This window comes from Streptomyces sp. Root1310 (assembly GCF_001426425.1).
Taxonomy (GTDB): domain Bacteria; phylum Actinomycetota; class Actinomycetes; order Streptomycetales; family Streptomycetaceae; genus Streptomyces.
This window is the reverse complement of sequence record NZ_LMEQ01000023.1, coordinates 212,933-235,359: the sequence shown is the minus strand read 5'-3', so window position 1 is coordinate 235,359 and position 22,427 is coordinate 212,933. Positions and strand designations below refer to the sequence as shown.

18 protein-coding genes are annotated in these 22,427 nt (G+C 73.2%); 6 read left to right on the top strand and 12 right to left on the bottom strand.

The genetic code is table 11. From position 1 onward, the window contains the following. Positions 1–48: 48 nt before the first annotated feature. Positions 49–1,209, top strand: coding sequence for an ROK family transcriptional regulator (locus ASD48_RS25160; protein ID WP_057603985.1), 1,161 nt, complete (start codon positions 49–51; stop codon positions 1,207–1,209). A 111-nt stretch (positions 1,210–1,320) separates the two neighbouring features. After that, positions 1,321–1,491, top strand: coding sequence for a hypothetical protein (locus ASD48_RS43660; protein WP_020129024.1), 171 nt, complete (start codon positions 1,321–1,323; stop codon positions 1,489–1,491). 60 nt (positions 1,492–1,551) lie between these two features. Here the strand turns inward: ASD48_RS43660 and ASD48_RS25155 are convergent, their stop codons facing one another. From ASD48_RS25155 to ASD48_RS25145, 3 genes are all read right to left on the bottom strand, one after another. Next, the gene (locus ASD48_RS25155) at positions 1,552–2,943 is read right to left on the bottom strand and encodes a S1 family peptidase (RefSeq protein ID WP_057603984.1); all 1,392 of its coding nucleotides are present in this window, start codon (positions 2,941–2,943) and stop codon (positions 1,552–1,554) included. A 119-nt stretch (positions 2,944–3,062) separates the two neighbouring features. Then, a complete protein-coding gene (locus ASD48_RS25150; protein WP_057603983.1) occupies positions 3,063–3,896 on the bottom strand; it encodes an SAM-dependent methyltransferase in 834 nt (277 codons plus the stop codon). A gap of 50 nt (positions 3,897–3,946) precedes the next feature. After that, positions 3,947–4,981: a hypothetical protein gene (locus ASD48_RS25145; RefSeq protein ID WP_242432727.1), complete on the bottom strand. Its 1,035-nt coding sequence runs from the start codon at positions 4,979–4,981 to the stop codon at positions 3,947–3,949. 25 nt (positions 4,982–5,006) lie between these two features. Here ASD48_RS25145 and ASD48_RS25140 point away from each other — a divergent pair, with 25 nt between their 5' ends. Together ASD48_RS25140 and ASD48_RS25135 are read left to right on the top strand one after the other, a co-directional pair. Beyond that, positions 5,007–6,185, top strand: coding sequence for an aminotransferase class I/II-fold pyridoxal phosphate-dependent enzyme (locus ASD48_RS25140; protein ID WP_057603981.1), 1,179 nt, complete (start codon positions 5,007–5,009; stop codon positions 6,183–6,185). A 221-nt stretch (positions 6,186–6,406) separates the two neighbouring features. Next, positions 6,407–6,787 carry a PPOX class F420-dependent oxidoreductase gene (locus ASD48_RS25135; protein WP_057603980.1) on the top strand — a complete coding sequence of 127 codons (381 nt, stop codon included), beginning with the start codon at positions 6,407–6,409 and terminating at the stop codon, positions 6,785–6,787. Between the two features lie 66 nt (positions 6,788–6,853). Here ASD48_RS25135 and ASD48_RS25130 read toward each other — a convergent pair whose 3' ends face one another. From ASD48_RS25130 to ASD48_RS25115, 4 genes are all read right to left on the bottom strand, one after another. Continuing rightward, positions 6,854–9,649, bottom strand: coding sequence for a hypothetical protein (locus ASD48_RS25130; protein ID WP_057603979.1), 2,796 nt, complete (start codon positions 9,647–9,649; stop codon positions 6,854–6,856). Between the two features lie 179 nt (positions 9,650–9,828). Beyond that, a complete protein-coding gene (locus ASD48_RS25125) occupies positions 9,829–10,242 on the bottom strand; it encodes a zinc ribbon domain-containing protein (RefSeq protein WP_057603978.1) in 414 nt (137 codons plus the stop codon). A 195-nt stretch (positions 10,243–10,437) separates the two neighbouring features. Next, on the bottom strand, positions 10,438–11,196 hold the full coding sequence (locus ASD48_RS25120) for a TetR family transcriptional regulator (RefSeq protein ID WP_199875972.1): 759 nt from the start codon (positions 11,194–11,196) through the stop codon (positions 10,438–10,440). Positions 11,197–11,317: 121 nt separating this feature from the next. Next, on the bottom strand, positions 11,318–12,166 hold the full coding sequence (locus ASD48_RS25115; protein ID WP_057603976.1) for a bifunctional methylenetetrahydrofolate dehydrogenase/methenyltetrahydrofolate cyclohydrolase: 849 nt from the start codon (positions 12,164–12,166) through the stop codon (positions 11,318–11,320). A 185-nt stretch (positions 12,167–12,351) separates the two neighbouring features. Between ASD48_RS25115 and ASD48_RS25110 the strand changes: the two genes are divergently transcribed. Both ASD48_RS25110 and ASD48_RS43655 read left to right on the top strand, forming a co-directional pair. Then, the gene (locus ASD48_RS25110; RefSeq protein WP_057603975.1) at positions 12,352–13,179 is read left to right on the top strand and encodes a hypothetical protein; all 828 of its coding nucleotides are present in this window, start codon (positions 12,352–12,354) and stop codon (positions 13,177–13,179) included. 56 nt (positions 13,180–13,235) lie between these two features. Beyond that, positions 13,236–14,087 carry a peptidoglycan-binding domain-containing protein gene (locus tag ASD48_RS43655; protein WP_057603974.1) on the top strand — a complete coding sequence of 284 codons (852 nt, stop codon included), beginning with the start codon at positions 13,236–13,238 and terminating at the stop codon, positions 14,085–14,087. Between the two features lie 217 nt (positions 14,088–14,304). Here ASD48_RS43655 and ASD48_RS25100 read toward each other — a convergent pair whose 3' ends face one another. The 5 genes from ASD48_RS25100 to ASD48_RS25080 form a co-directional block, all read right to left on the bottom strand. Continuing rightward, the gene (locus ASD48_RS25100) at positions 14,305–16,686 is read right to left on the bottom strand and encodes a SpoIIE family protein phosphatase (protein WP_057603973.1); all 2,382 of its coding nucleotides are present in this window, start codon (positions 16,684–16,686) and stop codon (positions 14,305–14,307) included. A gap of 102 nt (positions 16,687–16,788) precedes the next feature. Further along, on the bottom strand, positions 16,789–17,169 hold the full coding sequence (locus ASD48_RS25095; RefSeq protein ID WP_199875952.1) for a hypothetical protein: 381 nt from the start codon (positions 17,167–17,169) through the stop codon (positions 16,789–16,791). Between the two features lie 302 nt (positions 17,170–17,471). Beyond that, the gene (locus ASD48_RS25090; RefSeq protein WP_057603972.1) at positions 17,472–18,395 is read right to left on the bottom strand and encodes a MurR/RpiR family transcriptional regulator; all 924 of its coding nucleotides are present in this window, start codon (positions 18,393–18,395) and stop codon (positions 17,472–17,474) included. A 98-nt stretch (positions 18,396–18,493) separates the two neighbouring features. Further along, complete coding sequence (locus tag ASD48_RS25085) at positions 18,494–20,152, bottom strand: phospholipid carrier-dependent glycosyltransferase (RefSeq protein WP_057604343.1); 1,659 nt, start codon at positions 20,150–20,152, stop codon at positions 18,494–18,496. A 96-nt stretch (positions 20,153–20,248) separates the two neighbouring features. Beyond that, positions 20,249–22,165 carry a phosphatase PAP2 family protein gene (locus tag ASD48_RS25080; protein WP_057603971.1) on the bottom strand — a complete coding sequence of 639 codons (1,917 nt, stop codon included), beginning with the start codon at positions 22,163–22,165 and terminating at the stop codon, positions 20,249–20,251. Between the last annotated feature and the right edge of the window lie 262 nt (positions 22,166–22,427).

The window sequence follows — 22,427 nt, the reverse complement described above, 5'->3', positions numbered from 1 at the left end:
TATTTCCAATGCAAAAGAAATCAGCAAGTGTGTGGGAGTCTGACCCTCATGACCACAGGTACCGCCAGCTGGCTGCCGCTGAGCCCGGGGGAGCGCTCGGTCGCCATCGAGGTGCTCGTCCACGGCCCCCTCTCGCGCACCGACCTCGCGCGCCGGCTCAACCTGTCCGCCGGCAGCCTCACCCGGCTGACCAAACCGCTGATCGAGTCGGGACTGCTGGTCGAGGTGCCCGACGGAGGTGTCGCGGAGGAGACGCGGCAGGGGCGCCCCTCGCAGCCGCTGGACGTGGTCGCCCAGTCGCGCTCCTTCATCGGCTTCAAGATCACCGGTGACATGGTGTACGGGGTCGTCACCACCCTGCGCAGCGACATCGTCGCCCGCCACGACCGCCCGCTGCGCACGCACGACCCCGACGAGGTGGTCGCGCTGCTGGGCGAGATGACCGAAGAACTGGCCCGCGCCCATCCCGGCCTCGCCGGGATCGGCATCGGGGTGGGCGGGCGCGTCGAGGACCGCGCCACGGTCGGGGAGTCGCCCTTCCTGGGGTGGCGGGACATCCCGCTGGCCGCACTGGTCGAGGAGCGCACCGGACTGCCCGTGGTCCTGGAGAACGACGTAGCCGCCCTGGTGGAGGCCGAGACCTGGTTCGGCGCGGGCCGCGGGCTCGACCGGTTCGTGGTCCTCACCATCGGTGCGGGCTTCGGCTACGGCCTGGTCCTGTCGGGCAGGCGGGTGCCCTGCGTCGAGGAGGACGGCGGCTTCGGCCGGCACATCATCATCGACCCCAGCGGCCCGCTCACCCCCGACGGGGAACGCGGCAGCGCCGTCTCGCTGCTGACCATCCCGAGCATTCGTTACCAGGTGCAGGCCGCGACGGGCCGTGCGCACACGTACGAGGAGATTCTCGCCCTGGCCGCGGCCGGGGAGCCGATGCCCGCCCGGGTCGTCGACGAGGCGGCCCGCGCGCTGGGCACCCTGATCGCGCAGATCGCCCACTTCGTCATGCCGCAGAAGATCCTGCTCGCCGGTGAGGGGGTCGGTCTGATGGACGTCGGCGGGGCGACGGTGGAGGCGGCCGTCCGCGCCCACCGGCATCCGCTGGCCGCCCCGGTGGCCCTGGAGACCAAGGTGTCGGACTTCCACGACTGGGCGCGCGGCGCCGCCGTGCTGGCCATCCAGGTGCTGGTCCTCGGGGCCGCGGAGGGGTGAACGGTGCGCTGGGGGTTGACAGATGGACGTGATCAGTAACACGTCCGTTATGTCCGGTTCGTTCGTGATGACTCACGTGGTCTTCACTTCCGACGCCGTAAGCTTCACGCCATGTCCACCACTGTTGAATCCCTCTCCGAGCGATCGGCCGCGGAGGTCAACGAGGAGATCCGGGCCCTGTGGCTCCGGTCGGGCGGGACACTGAGCGTCGAGCAGCGTGCGGAATACCAGCGGCTCGTCCTGGAGTGGGCCGCCGCTCCGTCCTCCGTCGAAGCGGCCTGACAGCCACCCGGCCGCGGGGCCGCCCGACAGCGGCGCCCCGCACCGGGCATCCCCCGGCGGTCACCCCCACGTCGCCGAGTAGTACCGCTGGTAGGCCTTGCGGTCCTGCTCGGCACGGAAGTACCGGGTCGCGACGAGGGCGACCATACTGCCCGCGATGACCAGCAGACCGGGGCCGATGTTCCTGGGATCGGTCAGCCGGGCGGCCAGGGTCTGACCGACTCCGGTTTCCGTCACGGGAGTGGTCGTGCCCGGCGACGCCGCGCCCGGGGAGAGCCCCGCCTGGGTGGAGGAGGCGGACGGCGCGGGATCGGCGGACGACGTGGACGCACCGGCGTTGTCGGAGGGAGCGGCCACGATCAGCTGGACGCCGAGCTGAGCCAGTGCCCTGGTCACCGGCTGGAAGAACGTCGTCCCCCCGGTGGTGCAGTCGCCGCTGCCGCCCGAGGTGATACCGAGGGCGACGCCGTCGGAGAACATCGGACCGCCGCTGTCGCCCGGTTCGGCGCACACGCTCGTCTCGATGAGCCCGCTGACCGTGCCCTCCGGGTAGTTCACCGTCGCGTCGAGACCGGTGACCTCCCCGTCACGCAGCCCGCTGGTGCTGCCGCTGCGGAAGACCCGCTGGCCGACGGCCGCGTCGCCGGTGCCCGTGATCCGCACCCCGTTGCCGTTGCCGATGGCCACCACGTCGGCGCCCGCGCCCGCCTTGCCGCTCGCGTACTGCACCAGGGAGAAGTCGCCGCCGGGGAAGTTCGAGTTCACCGTCCGGCCCACCTGCTGCTTGGCCTGGTTGTCCGCGAACCAGGTGGAGCCCGTGGGTCCGCAGTGCCCGGCGGTGAGGATGAAGTCGTTCGTCCCGTTGGTCACGTTGAAGCCGGCCGAACAGCGTCCGCCGGTCGACAGGATCGGCTGGGCGCCGTTGATCCGGGTGGTGAACTCGCCGGTGGTGCGCTCCATGCGGACGAAGCTGCCGATGCCGGTGGCCGTCCGCGTCAGCTGGGACCAGTCACCGGCCGACACGGTGCTGTCGGCCTGTACGACGATCTGGTTCGTCCGGTAGTCCATCACCCAGGCGGTGCCGGGCACCTTGGGCGCCGAACGCAGGGTGTCCGTGGCCGACCTGAGCTCGTTCATGCTGTGGGACACGACCTTGGCCGCGGCGCCCGCCGCCCGGACCGTGTCGGCCGTCTCCTCGTCCGTGACGGCGACGACCGGGCGTCCGTCGGCGCCGAGCCAGGTGCCCGCCGTACGCGCGGTGCCGAGCTCCTTGACGAGGGCCGCCCCCGGATTCGTGACGACGGACTCCGCCGCACTGCGCGGCGCCGCGGCCGTGCCGCCCGGCTCGCTCGCCATGGCCGCCTGGGTGACCATGGCCCCTCCCAGGAGGAGTCCGCCGACGGCCGCCAGCCGTGTCACTCGCCGGACGGTCCGTCGTCGTACATGCCTCATGTCTTGGCTCCCGAAACCCCGAACGCACGGCCTCAACACCGCGGGGCGCTCCGGTCGTTGAGTGCCCTCACCTCCATACGTGCGAGGGGCCCGCAGCGTTCAGCGCGGAAGTGATCACCTCAGGGTTTGCGGGCCACCCCGCCGAACATCGCGACCTCGTCCGGTTCGGCCCCGCCCGCGAACCCCTCCGGACGCCAGCGTGAGCAGGACACCACGCCCGGTTCCAGCAGTTCCAGGCCGTCGAAGAAGCGGGCCACGTCCTTCGGTGCGCGCTGGGTCAGCTTCGGGGTGCCGTGCTCGTTCCAGAAGGCGACGGCCTCGTCCACGTCCGGCATCGCCGGGCTGGTGACGGTGTGCGAGAGCACCAGATGACTGCCCGCGGGCAGCCGGCCGACCAGCCGCCGCACCAGGCCGTACGGGTCCTCGTCGTCGCCGACGAAGATGACCACGCCGAGCAGCATCAGGGCGACCGGCGCGTCGAGATCCAGCGTCTTCGCGGCGTGTGCGAGGAGCGCGTCGACGTTGCGCAGGTCCTCGTCGAGATAGTCCGTGCGGCCCTCCGGGGTGCTGGTGAGCAGGGCGCGGGCGTGCGCCAGGACCAGCGGGTCGTTGTCGACGTAGACGGTCCGGGAGTCCGGGGCGAGACGCTGCGCGACCTCGTGCGTGTTGTCCGCGGTGGGCAGTCCGGTCCCGATGTCGAGGAACTGCCGGACACCGGCCTCGGTCACCAGGTGCCTCACGGCACGGCCCAGGAAGAGCCGGTCGGCGCGGGCGTATGCGCCGATGCCCGGATGCAACTCCCGGATCCGGTCTCCGGCGGCACGGTCGACCTCGTAGTTGTCCCTGCCGCCGAGCCAGTAGTTCCAGATGCGGGCGGTGTGCGGCCGGGAGGTGTCGATACGGAGGTGCGGCGCCTGGGCGGCCGCCTCGGCGGTCGGCGCGTTGTCGGTCACGGGTCGGCTCCTGTCCGGAAGATGGGGAGCGGGAAGTGCCAACCAGCAATCTAGACCGGCGAGTTGAGCGGCGCGGACCGTCCTCCTGATTCCGCCGCGGGCCCGAGCCGCGCCCAGCTCCGCTCGTCGCCCCACACGGCCGCCGCCCCGGTGTAGGGGCGCAGCAGCGCGGTCAGCGCCGGGTCGCCGCGGCCGTTGAGTTCGTCGGAGGCGATCCGGCGGGCGATACCGGCCAGGAAGTCGGCGAGCTGCACCCGCGCGTCGAACCGCGAGACGACGAGCCGGAGTCCGGCCAGGCGGATGCCCCGCACCCGGGCCGCGCCCTCGATCCAGGCGATCCGCTCCGGGGTGAGCATGTTCTGCCGGTCGTGCGCGAGCCGGACCGGGCGCCCGCCGGCGCTCCAGTGTGCTGCCGTGTGCAGGATCGACGGCAGCAGGGGATTGAGCACCGGGGTCAGCACGAACGGTCCGTCCTGAATTCCGGCCCGGTAGGCGAGGGCACGGGAGCGTTCCTGCGCGAGCCGCGAGAGCGTCTCGGCCACCGCCGTCCCCGGATACCGCTGCCGCAGTTCCTCGAGCGTGCGGAAGAAATGCCCGACGGGCCCGTCCGACGGGTCCTCGTGGCGCACCCACAGCAATTGGTTGGCCGCTTCCAGGAACTGTCTCCATTCCGCCTCGGTGAAAGTCCGCCGCCCGTGCCGGAACAGCGGGACGGCCGCCCCGGGGTCGCCGAGCAGCAGGTCGGCGGCCCGGTCCACGACGAAGAACGACTTCTCGACGAGGTGAACGTGGGCGTGCCCGTACAGCGGGCCCGATGCCGAGAGCAGCCACTCCAGAACCGCCCGGTGTTTCTCCCGGAGCAGATGGTTCGCCTTGTACTCCTCGGCGGGCGAACGGATCCGGTTGCGGATCTCCTGTACATGTCCGGCGGCCGCATCGGCCGACAGCAGCACGCTCGCGTGGGCGAACACGTCGGTGTTCCCGCCGGTGAGGTTCTCGCCGTCCGAACCCGACTCGTCGCAGGCGATCTCCGCGATGCCGCCGGCGTCCACCACAGCTGTCCCGTTCAGGTGATCCCAGGTCACACCACAGCCCCCTATCTTGTGCCCCATGACCAGCATCCCGCACGAGACGCCCGGTGCACCGAACCCTTTACAGGCCCTCACGCTCGACCGGCTCCGATGTCGTACGAGCATGAAGTGGCGTACCCATCCCGCGGACGTCCTTCCGCTGTGGGTCGCGGAGATGGACGTGCCCCTCGCCGAACCGGTGGTCGGCGCGGTGACGCGGGCCCTGGCGCTCGGTGACACCGGCTATCCGGCGGGCACGGCCTACGCCGAGGCGCTGGCCCTGTTCGCGGCGAAGCGGTGGGCCTGGGACGGGCTGGCGGTCGAGCGGACGGCGATCGTGCCCGATGTGATGCTGGGCGTCGTCGAGATGCTGAAGCTGGTGACGGGGCCCGGCGACCCGGTGGTCGTCAACCCGCCGGTGTACCCGCCGTTCTTCCAGTTCGTGACCCACATGGACCGGCGGATCGCCGAGGCGCCCCTCGACGCGGACGGCCGGCTCGACCTCGCCGCGCTGGAGGACGCCTACCGGCGCGCGGTCGCCGGCGGCGGCCGCGCCGCGCACCTGCTGTGCAGCCCGCACAACCCGACCGGCACCGTGCACACCGGGCGGGAACTGGCCGCCGTGGCCGCGCTCGCCGGGCGGTACGGCGTGCGGGTGGTCGTCGACGAGATCCATGCGCCGCTGACCGCGCCGGGGGTCGACTTCGTGCCCTACCTCGCCGTCCCCGGCTCGGAGAGCGGTCTGTCGCTGATGTCGGCCTCCAAGGGGTGGAATCTGGCCGGGCTCAAGGCGGCGCTGGCCGTCGCGGGTCCCGAGGCGGCGGCCGACCTGGCGCTGCTGCCCGAGGAGGTGTCCCACGGACCGAGCCACGTCGGTGTGCTGGCCCACACCGCGGCCCTGCTCGAGGGCACGGGGTGGCTGGACGCCCTGCTGGCCGGTCTCGACGACAACCGGCGCCTGCTCACCGCCCTGCTGGCCGAGCACCTGCCCGGCGTCGGGTACCGGGCCGGGGAGGCCACCTATCTCGCCTGGCTCGACTGCCGGGCACTGGGTCTCGGAGACGATCCGGCCGCGGTCTTCCTGGAGCGGGGGCGGGTCGCCCTCAGTCCCGGGCCCGACTTCGGCACGGGCGGGGCCGGGCATGTCCGTCTGAACATCGCCACCTCGCCGGAGGTCCTCACCGAGGGTGTCCGGCGGATGGCGGCCGCCCTTCGCTGAGCCGCGGGTCCTCCCACCGGGCCGCCGACCACCGGCGCTGCTCCGACCACCGGCGCTGCTCCGGTGGTCGGCGCTGCTCCGCCCGCCGTTGCGTGACGGTCGCCCGCACGCCCTCGGGGGTGCCGCAGCGCGACGACACCGGGTACGCGCGCCGGGTCCGGCGGGACCGCGAGCCGATGCCGCCGAGGGGGGTGGGGCGCACGGATGCCTAGACTTCGGGAATGGCTGACAACGCACTCGACCGGCTGGCAGCGGGCAAGTACCTGCTGATCACCAGCTATCGCAAGAACGGCACCGGGGTCGCCACACCCGTGTGGGTGGTGCGGGACGGGGACGCGCTCGGCGTCTGGTCGGTCGCGGACTCCTGGAAGGTGAAGCGGATCCGGGCCCGCGGCGACGTCCTCGTGGGTCCCTGTGACGTCCGCGGCAACCCCACCGGCGAGCAGATCCCGGCCACCGCCGAGATCTGCGACGCGCCGACCACCGCCCGCTATCGCAGCCTGCTCGCCCGCAAGTACGGCGTCGTGGGCCGCCTCACCCTGCTGGGCAGCCGGCTGCGCAGGGGGTTGGACGGAACGGTCGGGATCCGCGTCACGCTGTGAGCGCGCAAACGGAGAAGGGGGCCCGGACCGCGTGGTCCGGACCCCCTTGAGCGTGGCGCGCCGGTCCTACGGCGCGTCCACGACCGTCCCCGTCTGCACCGGCTTGTCCGGCAGCGGATCGGCGTTGTCGTCGGTCAGCGCGAGACGCATCGACTCGGCCGGCTCCGCCACCGGGTCCTTCACCGTGGGCACGGTGAAGTCGGTTTCGGTGGTCCCGGCCCGGATGTTCAGCCAGACCCACAGGTTCGCGTCCGACAGCGGGCGCTCAGGGTCGGGCACGTCACCGGAGTGGTCGAGCAGCCACTGCGGGTCCACGTCCTTGGTGGACAGCTCGGCGCCCCCGGTGACCGGCAGCACCCGGACCGGCTGCCAGAAGTCCACGTCGGCGGTCTCCGAGAGGGTGATCCGCCAGCTCAGCGACTCGCCCTCGGTCACCCGGTCGGCGACCGGCGCCAGGGTCACGTTCGGCGCCGGGTCGTCGTTCTGCACCGTGACCCCGCCCCGGTAGGAGCCGACGACCGCACCGCGCACGGCCTTCACGAGAAGGTCCTGTGTCACGTCGTAGGCGAAGCGGGTGTCGCCCTTCACCTCGATCGGCACGTCGATCGGCGTGCTGCCGGGCCGGACCGTGACCACCTTCTCCGTGGCCTCGAGCGTCTCCGGGTCGACGACGTAGAAGCGGACCCGGCCGCTGCCGTGCCCGGACACCTGGACCGGGACGTGATAGGTGCGGGTGCCGGAGTCGCCCTCCTTGGCCGTGATCCGGCCGATGTCGACCCGCGGCAGCGCCGCCGCCCTGACCGCCGGTGTGCCGGGGGCCCAGCCCCAGGCGTCCATGAACCACGCCTGCCCGGACCCCGAACGCGGAGTCAGCGCAAGAGACCTGACGTGCCGGAGATCGAGGCCGGCGCGCGTGGCCGCGGTCAGCGGGACACGCAGCTCGCGGGCCCAGTACGAGGCGGTGCGGTCGGAGCCCGGCAGGCCGTCGACCGTGACCCGGCCGAGCGAGGCGCGACGGCCGGACGTGTCCGTGACGGAGACGGCCAGCTCGGTGCCGGTGGTGTTCGGCGGCACGAAGACCCGCAGCGCGAGGCTCTCGGCACCGGAGAGGGAGACGGGAGCGAGGGAACGGATCGTCGTCGGTGTGCCCGGCGCGGACCACTTCAGCGCGACCGCGCTCTTGCCGGAGTCCTTCTCCAGATCCCACCAGCCGAAGTGCGGTGACCTCCCCGTGGCGTCGGCGGCCAGACACGCCCTGGCCGGGTCGGGGTCCGCCCAGCACACCCGGCCGCCGGTCACCTCGACGCCGCCGTCGGGCACGAAGCCGCCCGTACGGCGGGCGCCGACCGCGTGCGTCAGGACGCGGGCCGGGTCGGCGGAGGGCGCGCGCTTCCCGGTGCCGTCGAGCAGCGGGCGCACCCGGTCGTCACCGGCGACGAACAGCCGGGCCGCGGCGGCGATGTAGGTCGCGCCGGCCCGGTGCTGCTGGTCGGCGGTCAGCCGGGTGGGGGCACCGGTGGAGCAGACCGGGTCGGGCTGCTGCGCGTCCGGGTCCTCCCAGAAGTCGTCGAAGGAGGGAGCCACGGCCTTGCCCGGCGTCCACTCGGTGTTGAAGAAGTTGTGGTTGGCGCCGACCATGTAGACCGCGCTGTGCAGGGCCCTGCCGTTGCTGATGCCGCGCGTCCCGTCGAGGTACGTCTCGCCCTCGAGATCGGCGACGTCGCCGTCGCAGCCGGGCAGGATGGTCGCGGACGGGACGTCGGCGACGGGATTCTGGCCGAAGACGGTCGGTCCGACGAGAACGGTTCCCCGGATCTTCCAGCGGACCGGGCCCCGGTAGCCGTCCTGCGCGGCGGGCGGCGGGTACAGGCTGTCCAGGGCGGCGCGGTTGACGCCCTCGCCGCCCCGCGAGTGGCCCACGAGCAGGACACGGGAGAGGTCGGCCTTCGTCGCGTCGGGCACCGACGCCGGGGCGTGGCCCGGGTGCGCGGCCCAGTCGGCCCACATGGCGAGGTGCCGGCGCACCAGCGAGGAGCGCGCCTGCGCACCTCCGTCCTCGGCCTCGCCGTCCTGGCCGTTGATGCCGTTCGCGGAGATCGACACCGTGACGTAGCCCTGCGAGGCGAGGAGCTTCTGGTCCTCGCGGTAGCCCTGGTGGCTCGGGATCGACTTCATGCCGGCCGGGCAGGGCCAGGAGATGTCGAAGTCGTCGCTGCCCGGCCGGTAGCAGGTGGTGTGCCGGCCGTGCAGGAACAGCGCGAAGGGCCGCTTGCCGGTGGCCCCCTTCGGTGCCACCACGACGGCTTTCATCTCCACCGGTTGCGCGAACCCCGGCAGCTTCACCGGGGCGAGGTCGTACTCGCCGCTCACCGTGCGGTACGCGCCCGGCCTGCCGGGGTCGACGGAGTTCGCCGGAGCCGGAGCCGGGGCAGGGGGCTGGGCCGGGGGCTGCTCGGCGGTGCGGGAACGCCGTCCACCGGGGGCGGAGTTGTCGGCGGCGGCGTCCAGACGGCGTCCGCCGGCCAGTACCCGCAGGTCCGTCAACGGGGCGTCGCCCGCGTCGGCGAGGGAGAGCCGGAACGTGCGGCCGTCCCGCTCCGTCCTCGGTGTCCCGAGCAGTCGGTCGCCCGAGCGGAACTCCACGCGGGCGTCGCCCAGGGGCACGGGCGTGGGCGACCGCCAGACCAGGGCACGCGCGGCGCCCTCCCCGCCGACCTGCCATCCCTGTGGCAACGGGCTGTCGGTGGTGGTGGTCGACGGTCTTGTCTCGGACGGCTGTCGGGCTTGTGCCAGTCCCGGTGTTCCCGCCAGGGCCGCGAGCGCGGCCACGGCGGTGACACCTATTCGCCGGGCACGGATCAAGGTCCACTCCTCAACATTCGGAGCGCGGGGACCCCGTCCGTATCGGGAGCCCCTCGCGCCCCGAAGGAAGCGAAAGCACCTCTGTGGGTTGCCTGTGACCAGGAATCAGGTCGGCGCAGCGCAAAGATCCGGACAGCGGGGATCCGCTGTCCGGACTCGGCCCGGGTGACGCGAGGGTTCTAGTGCCAGGCCCGGTACGGCTCGTCGAGGAGCTGGAACACCGGCTCGCCGCGTACCGGGTCCTTGACCGTGGACAGCCTGACGCGGTCACCGCTGTGGATGCCGATGAGCGGGCCCATGACCCGGCCGCGTACGACGAACCCCTCGGCCATCTCGACCAGGGAGACATTGCGGGCGGCGGGGGTGTTGCGGTTCACCACCGTGGCGTGGCGGACCGTGCCGGAGCCCTCGCTGCGCTCAGTGCGCAGGTCGCTGCCCTGACACACCGGGCACAGCAGCCGGTGGTACATGGCGGTGCCGCACCAGGTGCAGCGCTGGAAGAGGATCGTGTCGCCGTCGGTGTCCGCGCGGTCGAGGACGCCCGCCGCGGAGCCGGCGGCCTGCTGTACGGCGTTTCCTGAGTAGTGGTACACGCGGGTCAACTCCCTGCACTCGGCCGGAATCCACGTGCCCGGCCCACCCGTGCACGCACGTGCCCGGTCAGCCGTGCCACCGTGCACGCCCACAGCGTATGGCACTCAGTGCCACTCGTAAAGGCACTGCGTACCCACAATCTTGAGGGGGTTCGGCGGGCGTTCGGCGGTGGTCCGGCGGGGGTGCCGAGGGGTTCAGTCCCGTCCGAGGGTCGTCTCGATCTCCTGCACCACACGCCACAGCGGTGCCCCGCGCCGGCAGACCACCACGACGACATCGTCCGGCACCTCGTCGGCGGGCGGCATCGGGAGAGACGGGAGAGACGGGAGAGACGGGAGCGGCGGGAGAGGCGAGAACGCGGGGCGGGCCGTGGGGGTCGTGGACGCCGGGGCGGCGGAGGGTGTGCCGAACGCCGACTGCACGTACCCCAGCGCGTGGTCCACGGTCGTGCTCGCGTCGCCCTGTCCGGCCGAACGCAGCCAGGAGCGCAGGGCGTTGTTGTGCGCGGCGACCACCGCGGCCGCGATCACGTCGGCCTGCAGGTTGCCGTCGGGCCGGCCGGTGAAGCGGTCCCGGAGGTAGTCGGCGAGGGCGCGTTCGTAACGCCAGACGACCGACAGTTCGTACGCCCGCAGCCCGGGCACCTGCTTGGTGAGCCGGTAGCGCTGGACGGAGAAGGAAGGGTTCTCGGCGTACATCAGCAGGACGAGCCGGGCGGCGTCACAGACGCGGCGCACCGGCTCGTGCTCCGCTCCGCTCGCGGCGAGGAAGGCCGTCATGTCGGCGAGGCACCGCTCGTGGTCCGGGAAGACCACGTCCTCCTTGGAGGGGAAGTAGCGGAAGAAGGACCGCCGGCCGACGCCCGCGAGGGCAACGATGTCGTCGACGGTGGTCTGCTCGTAGCCCCGCTCCAGGAACAGCCGGAAGGCCGCCGCGACCAGGGCGTCCCGCATGGGCGGTTTGGCCTCCGCCTTGTGAGTGGCGCTCATGGACGCGAACGTAACACCTGATCGGCGCCGATGGCACTCAGTTCCCTCCGTCGGGGAACCGAGTGCCCGGCGCCGGGTGCCGAGGTCACATCCGCTCGGCGGCCTCGACCACGTTGGTCAGCAGCATCGCCCGCGTCATCGGCCCGACACCGCCGACCGGCGGCGAGAAGGACCCGGCGACATCGCTCACGTCGGGGTGGACGTCGCCGAGGATGCCCTCGACCGTGCGCGTCAGACCGACGGACAGCACCGTCGCGCCCGGCTTGATCCAGTCGGGCCTGACCAGGTGGGCCACTCCGGCCGCGGCCACCACCACGTCCGCCTCGCGGGCGTGCGCGGCCGTGTCCTGGGTGGCCTCGTGGCACAGGGTCACGGTGGCGTGCTCGGTGGAGCGCGTCAGCATCAGGCCCAGCGGCCTGCCCACCGTGACACCGCAGCCGATGACGCAGAACTGCTGCCCGGTGATCTCCACCCGGTTGCGCCGCAGCAGGTCGATGATGCCGCGCGGGGTGCAGGGCAGCGGGGCCGGGATGCCCAGCACCAGCCGGCCGAGGTTGGTCGGGTGGAGTCCGTCGGCGTCCTTGACCGGGTCGATCAGCTCCAGCACGGCATGGGTGTCGATATGGGCCGGGAGCGGGAGCTGCACGATGAAGCCGGTGCACGCCGGATCGGCGTTGAGCCGCAGCACGGCGGCCTCGACGTCGGCCTGGGAGGCGTCGGCGGGGAGTTCCACGCGGATCGAGGCGATGCCGACCTGCGCGCAGTCGCGGTGCTTGCCGCCGACGTAGGAACGGCTGCCCGCGTCGTCGCCCACGAGGATCGTGCCCAGCCCCGGATGGATGCCGCGCTCCTTCAACGCATCGACGCGGAGGGCGAGTTCGGTCTTGATGTCGGCCGCGGCGGCCTTGCCGTCGAGCAGTGTTGCGGTGGTCACGGGAGTCGACGAGCCCTTCGGGAGAAAAACGACGGTCCTGTCATCGTACGACCCGCGCGCCCGCCGTCCCTCGGGAGTCCCGGGGGCCGCTGCCGTCCCTCCGGCCGCCGCGGACCCGCCCCGGACCGCCCGCACACCGTCTGACGTAACCTTTCCGCACCGTTCGACCGCCCTCAGGAGACCGCATGTCCGCCGCCCGCCCCCGTCTCCTCTACGTCACTGACCTGGCCTACCAGGCGCGCGGACGCCGCTACTGCGACGAGGACGTCTTCCTCACCTCCCGGCTGCGCGCGGAGTTCGACCTGGCCCTGTGCCACCCGCTGGACGCCGCCGCCCTGATGCACTCCTTCGACGGCGTCGTCGTCCGCAACAGCGGCCCGGTCCTGGGCTATCGGAAGGAGTACGAAGCGTTCCGGGAGCGCGCGCTCCACGACGGCGTACGCGTCTATAACCCGCTCACCGGCCGCGCCGACATGGCCGGCAAGCAGTACCTCCTCGACCTGAGCGCCGCGGGCCACCCCGTCATCCCCACCGTCGACCGACCCGAGGACCTGCACCGGCTGCCCGCGGCCGAGCGGTACGTCGTCAAGCCCAAGCTCGGCGCCGACTCCATAGGCCTGCGGATCCTCCCGCCCGACGCGCTCCCCGCCCTGGCCGACGGATCGGTGCTGGTCCAGCCGTGCGTCGACTTCGCCTACGAGGTGTCCTTCACCTACATCGACCACGACTTCCAGTACGCCCTGTACGCACCGCATCCCGACCGCCGCTGGCAGCTGGAGCCCTACCGGCCCACCGTGCGGGACCTGGAGTTCGCCCGGCGTTTCATCGACTGGAACGGCCTCGCGCACGGCATCCAGCGCGTCGACGCCTGCCGTGCCCCCGACGGCGAACTGCTGCTGGTCGAGCTGGAGGACCTCAACCCGTATCTCTCCCTCGACGCGCTGGACGAGGCCGGACAGGACTCCTTCGTCGCCGCGACGATCAGGTCCCTGCACCGTTTCCTCGCCGGCTGAACCCGTCCGCCGGTCCGCCCGTATCTCTCCTGGGGGACCCACGGGAGGAGACGAGCGTGCCGACACCGGACGAACCCGGAAAGCCGCACGAACGCCCGGTCCTGGAACCCATCCGGGTCCTGCGGCCGCGCAACACCGACGCCCTCGCGGAACTGTTCCGCGAGATGACCGAACTGACCCAGGACCCTGACGCCTACGAGTCGATACCCCTGCGGCCCGAGCCGCAGGCTGTGGACGAGGCGGAGACGGAGGAGCTCCCGCCGCTCTCGCCACCGGAGCCCCTCGGGGCGACCACGGCCACGCGGATGCCCACGACCACGCCGACGCCACGCGGCGGCCGGGACTGGGCGAGTGAGCGCGGCGGCCCCCGGCCGCTGCCCGGCGGCGACGGCCCGGGCAGCCGCGACCGTGCGGCGCGGGAGCGGAGCGGATCGCGGGCCGCACCGGCGGCGGGCGGTGCGCGGGCCCGCGCCCGCACCGGGTCCGGTGCGGGGGTGCGACGCGGCGCCATCACGGTCGGCGTGTGCGCGGCGGCCCTCGTCGGCTTCGCCGGCGCGCTGCTGCTGCCGGGCCGGGGCGGCGAGGCCGCCGCGCAGACACCCCCGCCGGCGGCGGCCACCCCTTCGCCGGCCGACACCGCCACCGCCCCCGAGTCCGTCGACCCCGACGGCGCCGGCACCCTGCGCGAGGGGGACAGCGGCGCCGAGGTGAGCGACCTCCAGCAGCGCCTGCTGCGCATCCCGGACGTGTACGCCGACGGCCCCACCGACGGCCGGTACGACACCGTCCTCACCGAGGCCGTGGCACGGTTCCAGCTCTGGTACGGCATCCGCGGCGACGAGAGCGGCGTCTACGGCGACGACACCCGCCGCGATCTGGAGTCCCGTACCGGCTCGGCCGGCGGATGACCGGGTAAAGCCTCGGAAACAGGCCCCGGCCGGGCGGTGTGCCGCGTGTCACCATGGACGGCGGGCCGGCGCGCGTTCGGCACCTCGGCCCGCCGAGCCGAAAGCCGTCCGTATGAACGTGTCCCGCGTCCCGGGTCTGGTGCTGCCCGTCGTGTTCCTGCTCGCCGTCGTCGTCGGGGCGCTGTGGTACTGGCGGCACCGCGACGACTGAGCCGTCCTACCGCCCGGCGTCCGCCGGCACCCTGATGTCGAGCACGCACACGTCGTCCCGTCCCTCGGGTTCCAGCGTCGCGCCGAGCAACTGGTCCAGCGAAGCGGGCGCGGCCCCGGCCCGGGGTGTGGCGGCCCCGGCCAGTCGCTCCAGGCCGCGGTCGATGCTCTCCGAGGGCCGCTCCACCAGACCGTCGGTGTAGAGCAGGATCTGGTCGCCGGGCTCCAGACGGACCTCCGCCGCCTCGTAGCGCGGCGCGTCGGTCGCGCCGAGCAGCATCCCGAAGGGGCGCTCGAGGTAGCGCGCCTCACCGGCGCGCACCAGCAACGGCGGCATGTGGCCGGCCTGCGCCCACTCCAGCCGCCGTCCGCGCGGGCTGTAGCGGGCCAGCGCCATGGTGGCCGAGCCGTGCGCGTCGCGGGAGTGCAGCAGCAGGGCGTTGAGGCGGCTGAGGGCTCCGGTCAGCGACGAGCCCGTGATGACCATGCCCTTGGCGGTGAACCGCAGCAGCGCCATCGAGGCCACGGCGCCCATCCCGTGCCCGGCCACGTCACCGACCACGAACAGGGCGTCGCCGTCGGGCAGTTCGATGGCGCTGAACCAGTCGCCGCCGACGCTGAGGCCCGACTGCGCGGGCAGGTAGGCGATGTCCACGCGCAGCCCGGCCAGCCGGACGGGCTCCTTCGGCAGGGGCAGCAGCGCGTCCTGCAGCCGGGCGGCCACCAGACGCTCGGCCTCGAGCATTCCGTGCTGGGTGAGCATGGCCCGCTCGCTCGCGACGAGGGCGAGTTCGGCGCTGCGCTGCGCGGTGAGGTCCTGTACGAAGCCGTGCACCTCGACGGGGGTGCCGTGGGCGTCCGAGACGGCCTCGGCGACCACCCGCAGATGCCGGACACCGGCCTGGGCGGCGATCCGGAACGGCACGTCGCACGGCCGCCCGTGCCGCACCAGCTCGCCGACGGCGCGGGCGAGCGTCGGCAGGTCCTCGGGGGCGGCGAGGCGCGGCAGCCCGGAGAGCGGGACGACACCCTGCGCGGCGTCGCGCTCGAAGATGCTGAAGACCTGGGAGGACCAGTTCCCCTCGCCCGTGTCCAGGTTCCAGGTGACCCAGCCGAGGTTGCCCAGCCGCTGCACGTCCGCGAGCCGCTGTTCCTGCCGGTCGGACGGATCGTGCCGGACCCAGCTGACGACCAGTCCGTCGCCCAACCGCATCACCCGTGCCGAGTAGGTGGCCAGCTCACTGACCCCGGAGACCATCTGCTGCCGGGCGAACGGCTCGCTCTCGTACGGCCGTTCGTCGGCCAGGACCTTCAGGCACCCCTCCCACAGCGGATCGCGGGCGATCTCCGGCCAGCACTCCAGGAAGCGCAGGCCGACCAGCTCGCGCCCGCTGCGGCCCACGGCGTCGGATGTCACGCTGGTCGCGGCGTCGACGCGGAAGTCCTCGACGTCCCCCGACGCCGAGCGCAGCGGGGCGAGGAGCACGGCCGCGACGGGCAGCCGGTCGAGCACCGTCTGCACGGCGTCGGCGGTCTCACCGGCGGCGGGGTGCGGCCGGGTGCCGAACGTGCGCAGCGGGCCCGCGCACAACTGGGCGACGGCCAGCAGGTGTTCGCGTACCGGGGGCGGGAAGCCGCCCTCGCGGTGGCGCAGGATCCCGAGCACGACGTCGGCCGACTCGCCGGTCACCACCGGCAGCCAGGCCCGGGACGGCCACCGCTCGGGCGGGTCCCCGATCAGCTGGTACCGGTGGGCGTCCTCCGGGAGGTTCTCCAGCCAGCGGGGCTTCCCGGCGGTGAGGGCGTCCAGTGCGGCGATCCCGCTGACCGGCGGCACCCGGCTCCACTGTTCGGCCAGCGTCCGGTCGATGCCGGCGTGCCCGGTGAGCTCCAGCCAGCCGCCCGGCCGCCGGGCGAAGATCATCACCGCGCCCGCTCCCACGTCCGCGGTGAGCCGGTCCAGCAGGCACCGGGCGAGATCGTGCGGGGTGCCGACCCGGACCAGGGCCCGGCTCAGGCGGCCGAGGGCCGCGGCGTCGATTTCGTCGGGGGCGGGCCCGGGCGTGATCCCGCGCGCGGGGGCTTCGGCCGGAGTCGGCCCGGCGACGTCGTGCGGCCGGCCGGAGAGTGCGCCGAGGCTGATCCAGCATTCCTCCAGCAGCGTCCGCTCCCCGGCCTTGGCCCGCTGCTGAAGCTCCTCCTGCGCGGCGTCCGGCGAGCAGCCGAGCCGGGCCATCACCGCGCCCTTGGCCCGCTCCAGCACGGCCGCGGTGGCCGCCAGATCCTGCAGCCGGTCCAGCTCCGCGCGCTGGCGCGCCACGACCCGGGTCAGCGCCGCCACGTCGGGCGCGTCGCCGGAGTGTGCGGGCAGGGCGGGTTCGCTCGTCACGCCTTGAGCATGGCACATCGGGGTGACTTCGATCCGGGTCTTGTGGCAACGCTCCCGCCAGGCGTGATACCCGTCCGGGGGGCGCCGGACGGATCTTCCGTCTCAGCGTCCGGGGGTCTGCTCGGCCAGGGCCTGGGTGACCGCCCGGACGCTGCGGGCGATGTGCTGCAACTGCATGACCTCGGCCGCGTACATCTTGATCGTGTGCTCGATGACGGACTCGGGCAGGCCCAGTCGGGGCAGGTCGGCGCGGGCGGTCTGGAGGGCGGTGCGGGCCACCCGGACCTCGTTCTGGACCTGGATCTGCGCGTGACGGGCGAGCAGCACCGGGTGGCGCAGCAGCGCCGGGTAGCTCGCGTAGCGCGCGGGCACCAGCTCGCGCAGCCACTTGGCCGCCGAGCGCTCCCAGTCGTAGCTGCCGGGAGTCTTGACCTGGCACGGCCAGTCCGAACTGATGCGCGTCGTCGTCAGGGTCATGATCATCGCTTCCGGTGTTGGCGTCGTGACGGTGGTCCGACGGTTCGGGGCGGCCCCGGCCCAGGGGAAGACCGGGGCCGCCACGGGCGCTCGCGCAAGCGATGCCCCGAACACCCTGGGCGCCGACGCGGGTAGGGGACGGCGGCTTCGGGTGCCCGTATATGAGCCCTTGGCGGGCGGATGCGGCCGTGAGCAGTATTTATATATGCCGACCTCTTTGCAAGACGTATGAAAACATTCATGCGCGAAATGCCCGCAATGATCCCTCTGTGTCGTGCGGGGGAGGGGGGTGGCCTTCGGGAGGCCGGTCACTCACGCAGGAAGAACTGGTGCTGCTCGGCGATCTGCTCGTACTCCTCGAGCCGCGCCTGGGTGCGTTCGGGGCCCGCGTCGGTCATGGCCTGGAGCAGCGCCGCGGCCATCACGCCGGGAGCGGCGTAGGAGTCGAAGACCAGGCGGGACCCGGTGCCGGTGGCGAAGGTGGCGTCGGCCTCGTCGGCCACCGGCCCCAGTGCCAGGTCGGTGATCAGGGCGACCTTGAGACCGGCACTGCGCGCGACCCGTACGGCGGTCAGCGTCTCCTGCGCGTGCCTCGGCATCGAGAACGCCAGCACCCAGGTCCCGCCCGCCTCCCGGGACTGCAGGAGCGCGTCGTAGGCGACGCTGCCGCCCCGGGTCACCAGCCGTACGTCCGGGTGGACCCGGCGGGCGGCGTAGGCGAAGTACTCGGCGAGCGAGACGGAGATCCGCAGCCCCAGGATGGTCAGCGGCGTCGACTGAGACAGTTTGCGGCCCACGTCGATGACCCGGTCCGGGTCGGCGAAGTCGCGCCGCAGGTTCTCCAGGTTCTCGATCTCCGCCTCGACCGCCGCCTGGAGCTCGTTGCTCCGGTTCTCCTCGGCCGCCGCCGGACCGCCGGCCAGGGCGCCCAGCGCGATCGACTGGAGCCTCTCCCGCAGCGCGGGGTACCCGCTGAAGCCGACCGCCGCGGCGAACCGGGTCACCGAGGGCTGGCTTACCCCGACGCGGTCCGCGAGGTCGGTGATCGACAGGAACGCCGCCTCGGTGATGTGTTCGATCAGATACTGGGCGATGCGCCGTTGCCCCGGGGACAGATGGGGTCCGTCGAAGAGCGCCCTGAGCCGGGAGGTCGGGGACACCTCCGTCTCCGGACCGCTTCTGCCCGAGGTGATCGCGGATGCCTGTGCGCGTGCCTGTTGCGGCGATGGCACCGGTGCGCCTCCTTTGTCTTCCACGGGCTCAACATACTTCAGGGACCGTGTCGGACAGGGTGGGCGAAGACGCCCCTCGCGCACCCGGTGATCGTGGATTACCGCCGGTACAGCGTGATCGAGTCGCCGACCTCGTCGACCGGCCGGCCGGAGCGCAGCAGCACGTCCAGCCCGTCCCTGCCCTCGGCGACCGCGGAGTCCGACACCACCAGCAGCCCGTGCACCTGCTCCGGCGGCACCCGCCTCGGGTCGGAGGCCTCGATGCCGTAGTAGGCGGGCACCCCGCTGCCCTTGTACACGAGCCACACCCGCTCGCCCCGGTAGCGGCCGTGCAGCCGGTCCGCCAGCCGTCCGAGGTCCTGGCCCCAGTCCACGTTGGAGTCGTGCAGCAGCAGATGCGTCCTGGCCGGTCCGCCGAACGCCTCGTTGGAGTAGGGCAGGTAGCAGGGGTACGTCCGCAGCGAGCTGACGGCGACGAACACCGTCAGCGCCCCCACCACCACGGGGGCCCACCGCCGGCGCACCGCCAGGACGCACCCCGCGGCCACCGCGAGGAACATCGGCAGGAAGACGGCGTACCGGGTGCCCAGGTCCCGTGCCCCGGTCATGGCCGAGGCCAGCAGCACGGCGGCCGGGACCAGCACGTACGGCGCCGCGGGCCGCAGCCGTCGCAGCGCGACCGTCGCGACCGCCCCGGCCGTCCACAGGGCGAGCATGCCGAGCGGGGTCTTCACGACCAGGGCGACCGGCAGGTAGTACCAGCGGGCGCCCGAGTACCGGTGCCCGAACAGGAAGCCCTGCCACGACCGGTTCTCCAGACCGAACTGGATCCGCATGCCGTCCCGGTACGCCTCGGGGAAGGGCAGCATCCGGACGAGGTGCCCGTGCAGGCCGTGCACGACGGGCACATGGGTCGCCCCGGGATCCCAGCGCAGCAGCGGATCGACCGCGAGATACGCGGCCCAGACCACGGCGACGGCGGTCACCGTCACCACTCCCGCCGCCCGCAGCGCACGCCGGGCGTCGAGGGGCCGCCCGGCGCACACCGACAGCGCCGCCAGGGCCGCCAGCACGGGGACCGCGGGCAGCGTGCTCATCTTGGTGGCGAGCCCCGCGCCGAGCGCTGCCCCGGCGAGCGGCAGGAAGCGGCGGGCGCTGCCGTCGCGGGCCCGCCACAGCAGCCACACCGAGGTCAGCAGGAAGCCCGCCGCCGGGACGTCGAGCGTCGCCAGCGAGCCGTGCGCGACGACGTCGGGGGAGAGGGCGTACAGGGCCAGTGCCGTCAGCGCGGGCGCCGGCCCGGCGAGGTCACGCGTGAAGGCGAACACCACCAGGCCGAACAGCAGGGTCAGCGCGATCACCGGCAGCCGGGCCCACAGCATCAGCCGCCAGGGGTCGTTGCCGGACTCGTAGAGGAGGTGGCGGCCCGCCGCCTCCTGCGTGCCGGTGAACGACGGGTCGAGGTGCGGGCGGGCGAAGGCCACGCCGGCGGCCACCACGAGTTTGCCGAGGGGCGGGTGCTCCGGGTTGAGCCGCACCCGGTGCTCGCGCAGGTAGCCGGCCGCCGTGGCGACGTACACCGGCTCGTCGATGGTCGGGGTCTGCCGTACCGCAGCGGTGACCATCGCGACGGCCATCTGGGTCAGCAGGACGGCCACCAGGACCGGCACGAGCAGGCGCCGGCGGGCCGGTCGCGGGGGCCGCGCCGGCTCCGCGTCGGGGGTGGTCCCCAGGACCGGATGCGCTGGGATCGCCATCGTCCGCCCTGCGGTGACACCGGCCGGGCGGCGGCCGGAGCCGGTGCGGAGCCGCCTCGGGGGCTCGCTCCGCACCGGCTCCCGCCGCGCGGGGTGTCAGCGCTTCAGGAGTCGTACCGACAGACCGTCTGCCGTGTACACGGGTACGGCGCGCAGGCGGTCGGAGTTCAGCTCGACGCGGTCGAACCGGCCGCGCAGCGCCGAGGCGCCGATCACCGGGACCGTCGTCCCCGCGGCCGGCGGCCGGTCGGCGTCGAGGCGCAGCGACAGCACGGCCCCCCGCTCCAGCCGGACGCGGCCGGACACCGTGAGGACGGGCCCGTGGTGCCCGCGCAGCGTCAGGTCCAGCACCGCGCCGGACTCCTGGGCCCACGCGCCCCGCACCCGCACCGGGGCGTCCGCGCGCAGTGTGCCGCCGGTCAGCCGCACATCGCCCTGGCCGAGAGCGTCGGCGTGCCCGGCGACGAGCGCGCCCTCCGCCAGCACGGTGCCGCCGTGGTAGCGGTTGTGCCCGGTCAGGGTGAGCGTGCCCGAGCCGCGCTTGGTCAGACCGCCCTCGCCCTCGATGTCGTTGCGCCAGACGTCGGCGGCGTCGAAACCGCCCTTCGCCGCGTCCAGCGTCACCGTCACGCCGGAGTCGAAGGCGCCGTACCCGTCCGCCGCCGCGAACAGGTTCAGCCGGCCCCACTGCTCGAAGCCGTCCAGCAACACGTACCCGGAGGGCAGCGCGGTCGTGCGCAGCACCTCACGGCGCTGGGCCGCGCTCAGGTACGGCTGCCGGGTCTCCAGCAGCACCTCGGCGCCCTTGGGCACGGTGAGCGGCGTCCTGCGGCCCTCGCGCTCGAGGACATAGGTCAGGCGGGGCTCGTTGGCGCGCGCGTTGGCCTCCCGGTCGGCGTACGCGTCCGAGGCGTCGGAGTGCGCGTAGGCGGCCAGGGTGTCGGCCGTGGTGCCGGTCTTCTCGGTGAAGTAGGCCAGGGCCTGGGCGCGGGCGGCGGCCTTGAGCTCGGCGTTGGCCGGGTCGGCGAGCGCGGCCGCGGCGAGGGCGGTGGCCATGATGCGGCCGCCGAGGACGTCCACGGTGGAGTGCATGCCGGAGACGATCCGGGTGTGGCTGAGTTCGAGGGCGCGGGTCACCAGCTCCTGGAACCGCTCGGGCACGGCGTACGCGAACGCCAGCGACGCCAGGTGGAAGGCGTTGGTGTGCCCGCTGGGGAAGCCGCCGTCGTCGGTCGCCGAGGTACCGCGCTGACGCAGCAGCTGCGGGACGACGACCACCTTCGAGTCGTACACCGGGAAGCCGAGCGCATCGGTCTTCCCGGTGTCGACGACCTCGCTGTTCTCGTTCATGCGCCAGGGGCGCGGGTACTGGAAGGCGTACTTGCCCGGGTTGCCGGAGGCGAACGGGCCGCGCACGGTGTCGACGAGCCTGGCGACCTGACCGAGGTCGGAGGTGTAGGAGCCGGCGCCGATGGCGGAGCCGGCGGGCGCGTCCGCGGGCACCGCGTCACTGATCGTGGTGGCGGGAGTGGTGTCCGGCGCGCTGGTGATCGACGTGACGGCCCTGGCGCCGCTCTTGTAGAGCTCCGTCAGGGGACCGAGTCCGCCGATCATCGCGTAGCTCTGGTGCTGGCGGTCGTAGACGAACGCCTGCCGGCCCGCGGCCTCCGTGCGGGAGCGGGTGACCGCGATGCAGTAGCGCATGTTGGCGCGCAGGGTCTCCGGGCGCAGCGGGGTGCCGGTGTTCCAGGCGGCGCCGGTCTTCCACACCTGGGCGAAGCCGCCCAGGATCCGCACCACGGCGTTGGTCTCGGGCGTGAGGTTCGTCGTGACGTTCGTCTTGTAGTCGTCGACGAACGGCAGCGGGCCGGTGGCGGCCTTGGCGTCGGCGGCGCCCAGCCAGGAGACGAGCGTCGGAGCGGCCACCAGGGCCGCTCCGCCGCCGAAGGAGACCTGCAGGAAACGCCTTCTGTTCACGGCCGAGGGGGTGGACTGCCCGGCGGGTGACGGCATGAGTGTGCCTCTCTCGAGCTCTTCGGCCGTGCGGCCGGGAGGACGTGCGGGATACCTGCGGTGATGCGTGCGGAGCGGTGGTGCGCGGGGAGTTGCGGGGAGGTGCGGGACACGTGCGGGGCACGTGCACGTGCGGTCGGGCGCGCCCCGGATGTCTTTTCGACGACGGGTGAGCCGTAGGACGCGTACGAGCGAAGATCTACGGCCGAGTCGTGTCGCGTCCGCGATGACCCGGCGACCGGTGCGTGTCCTGCGGGTGAAC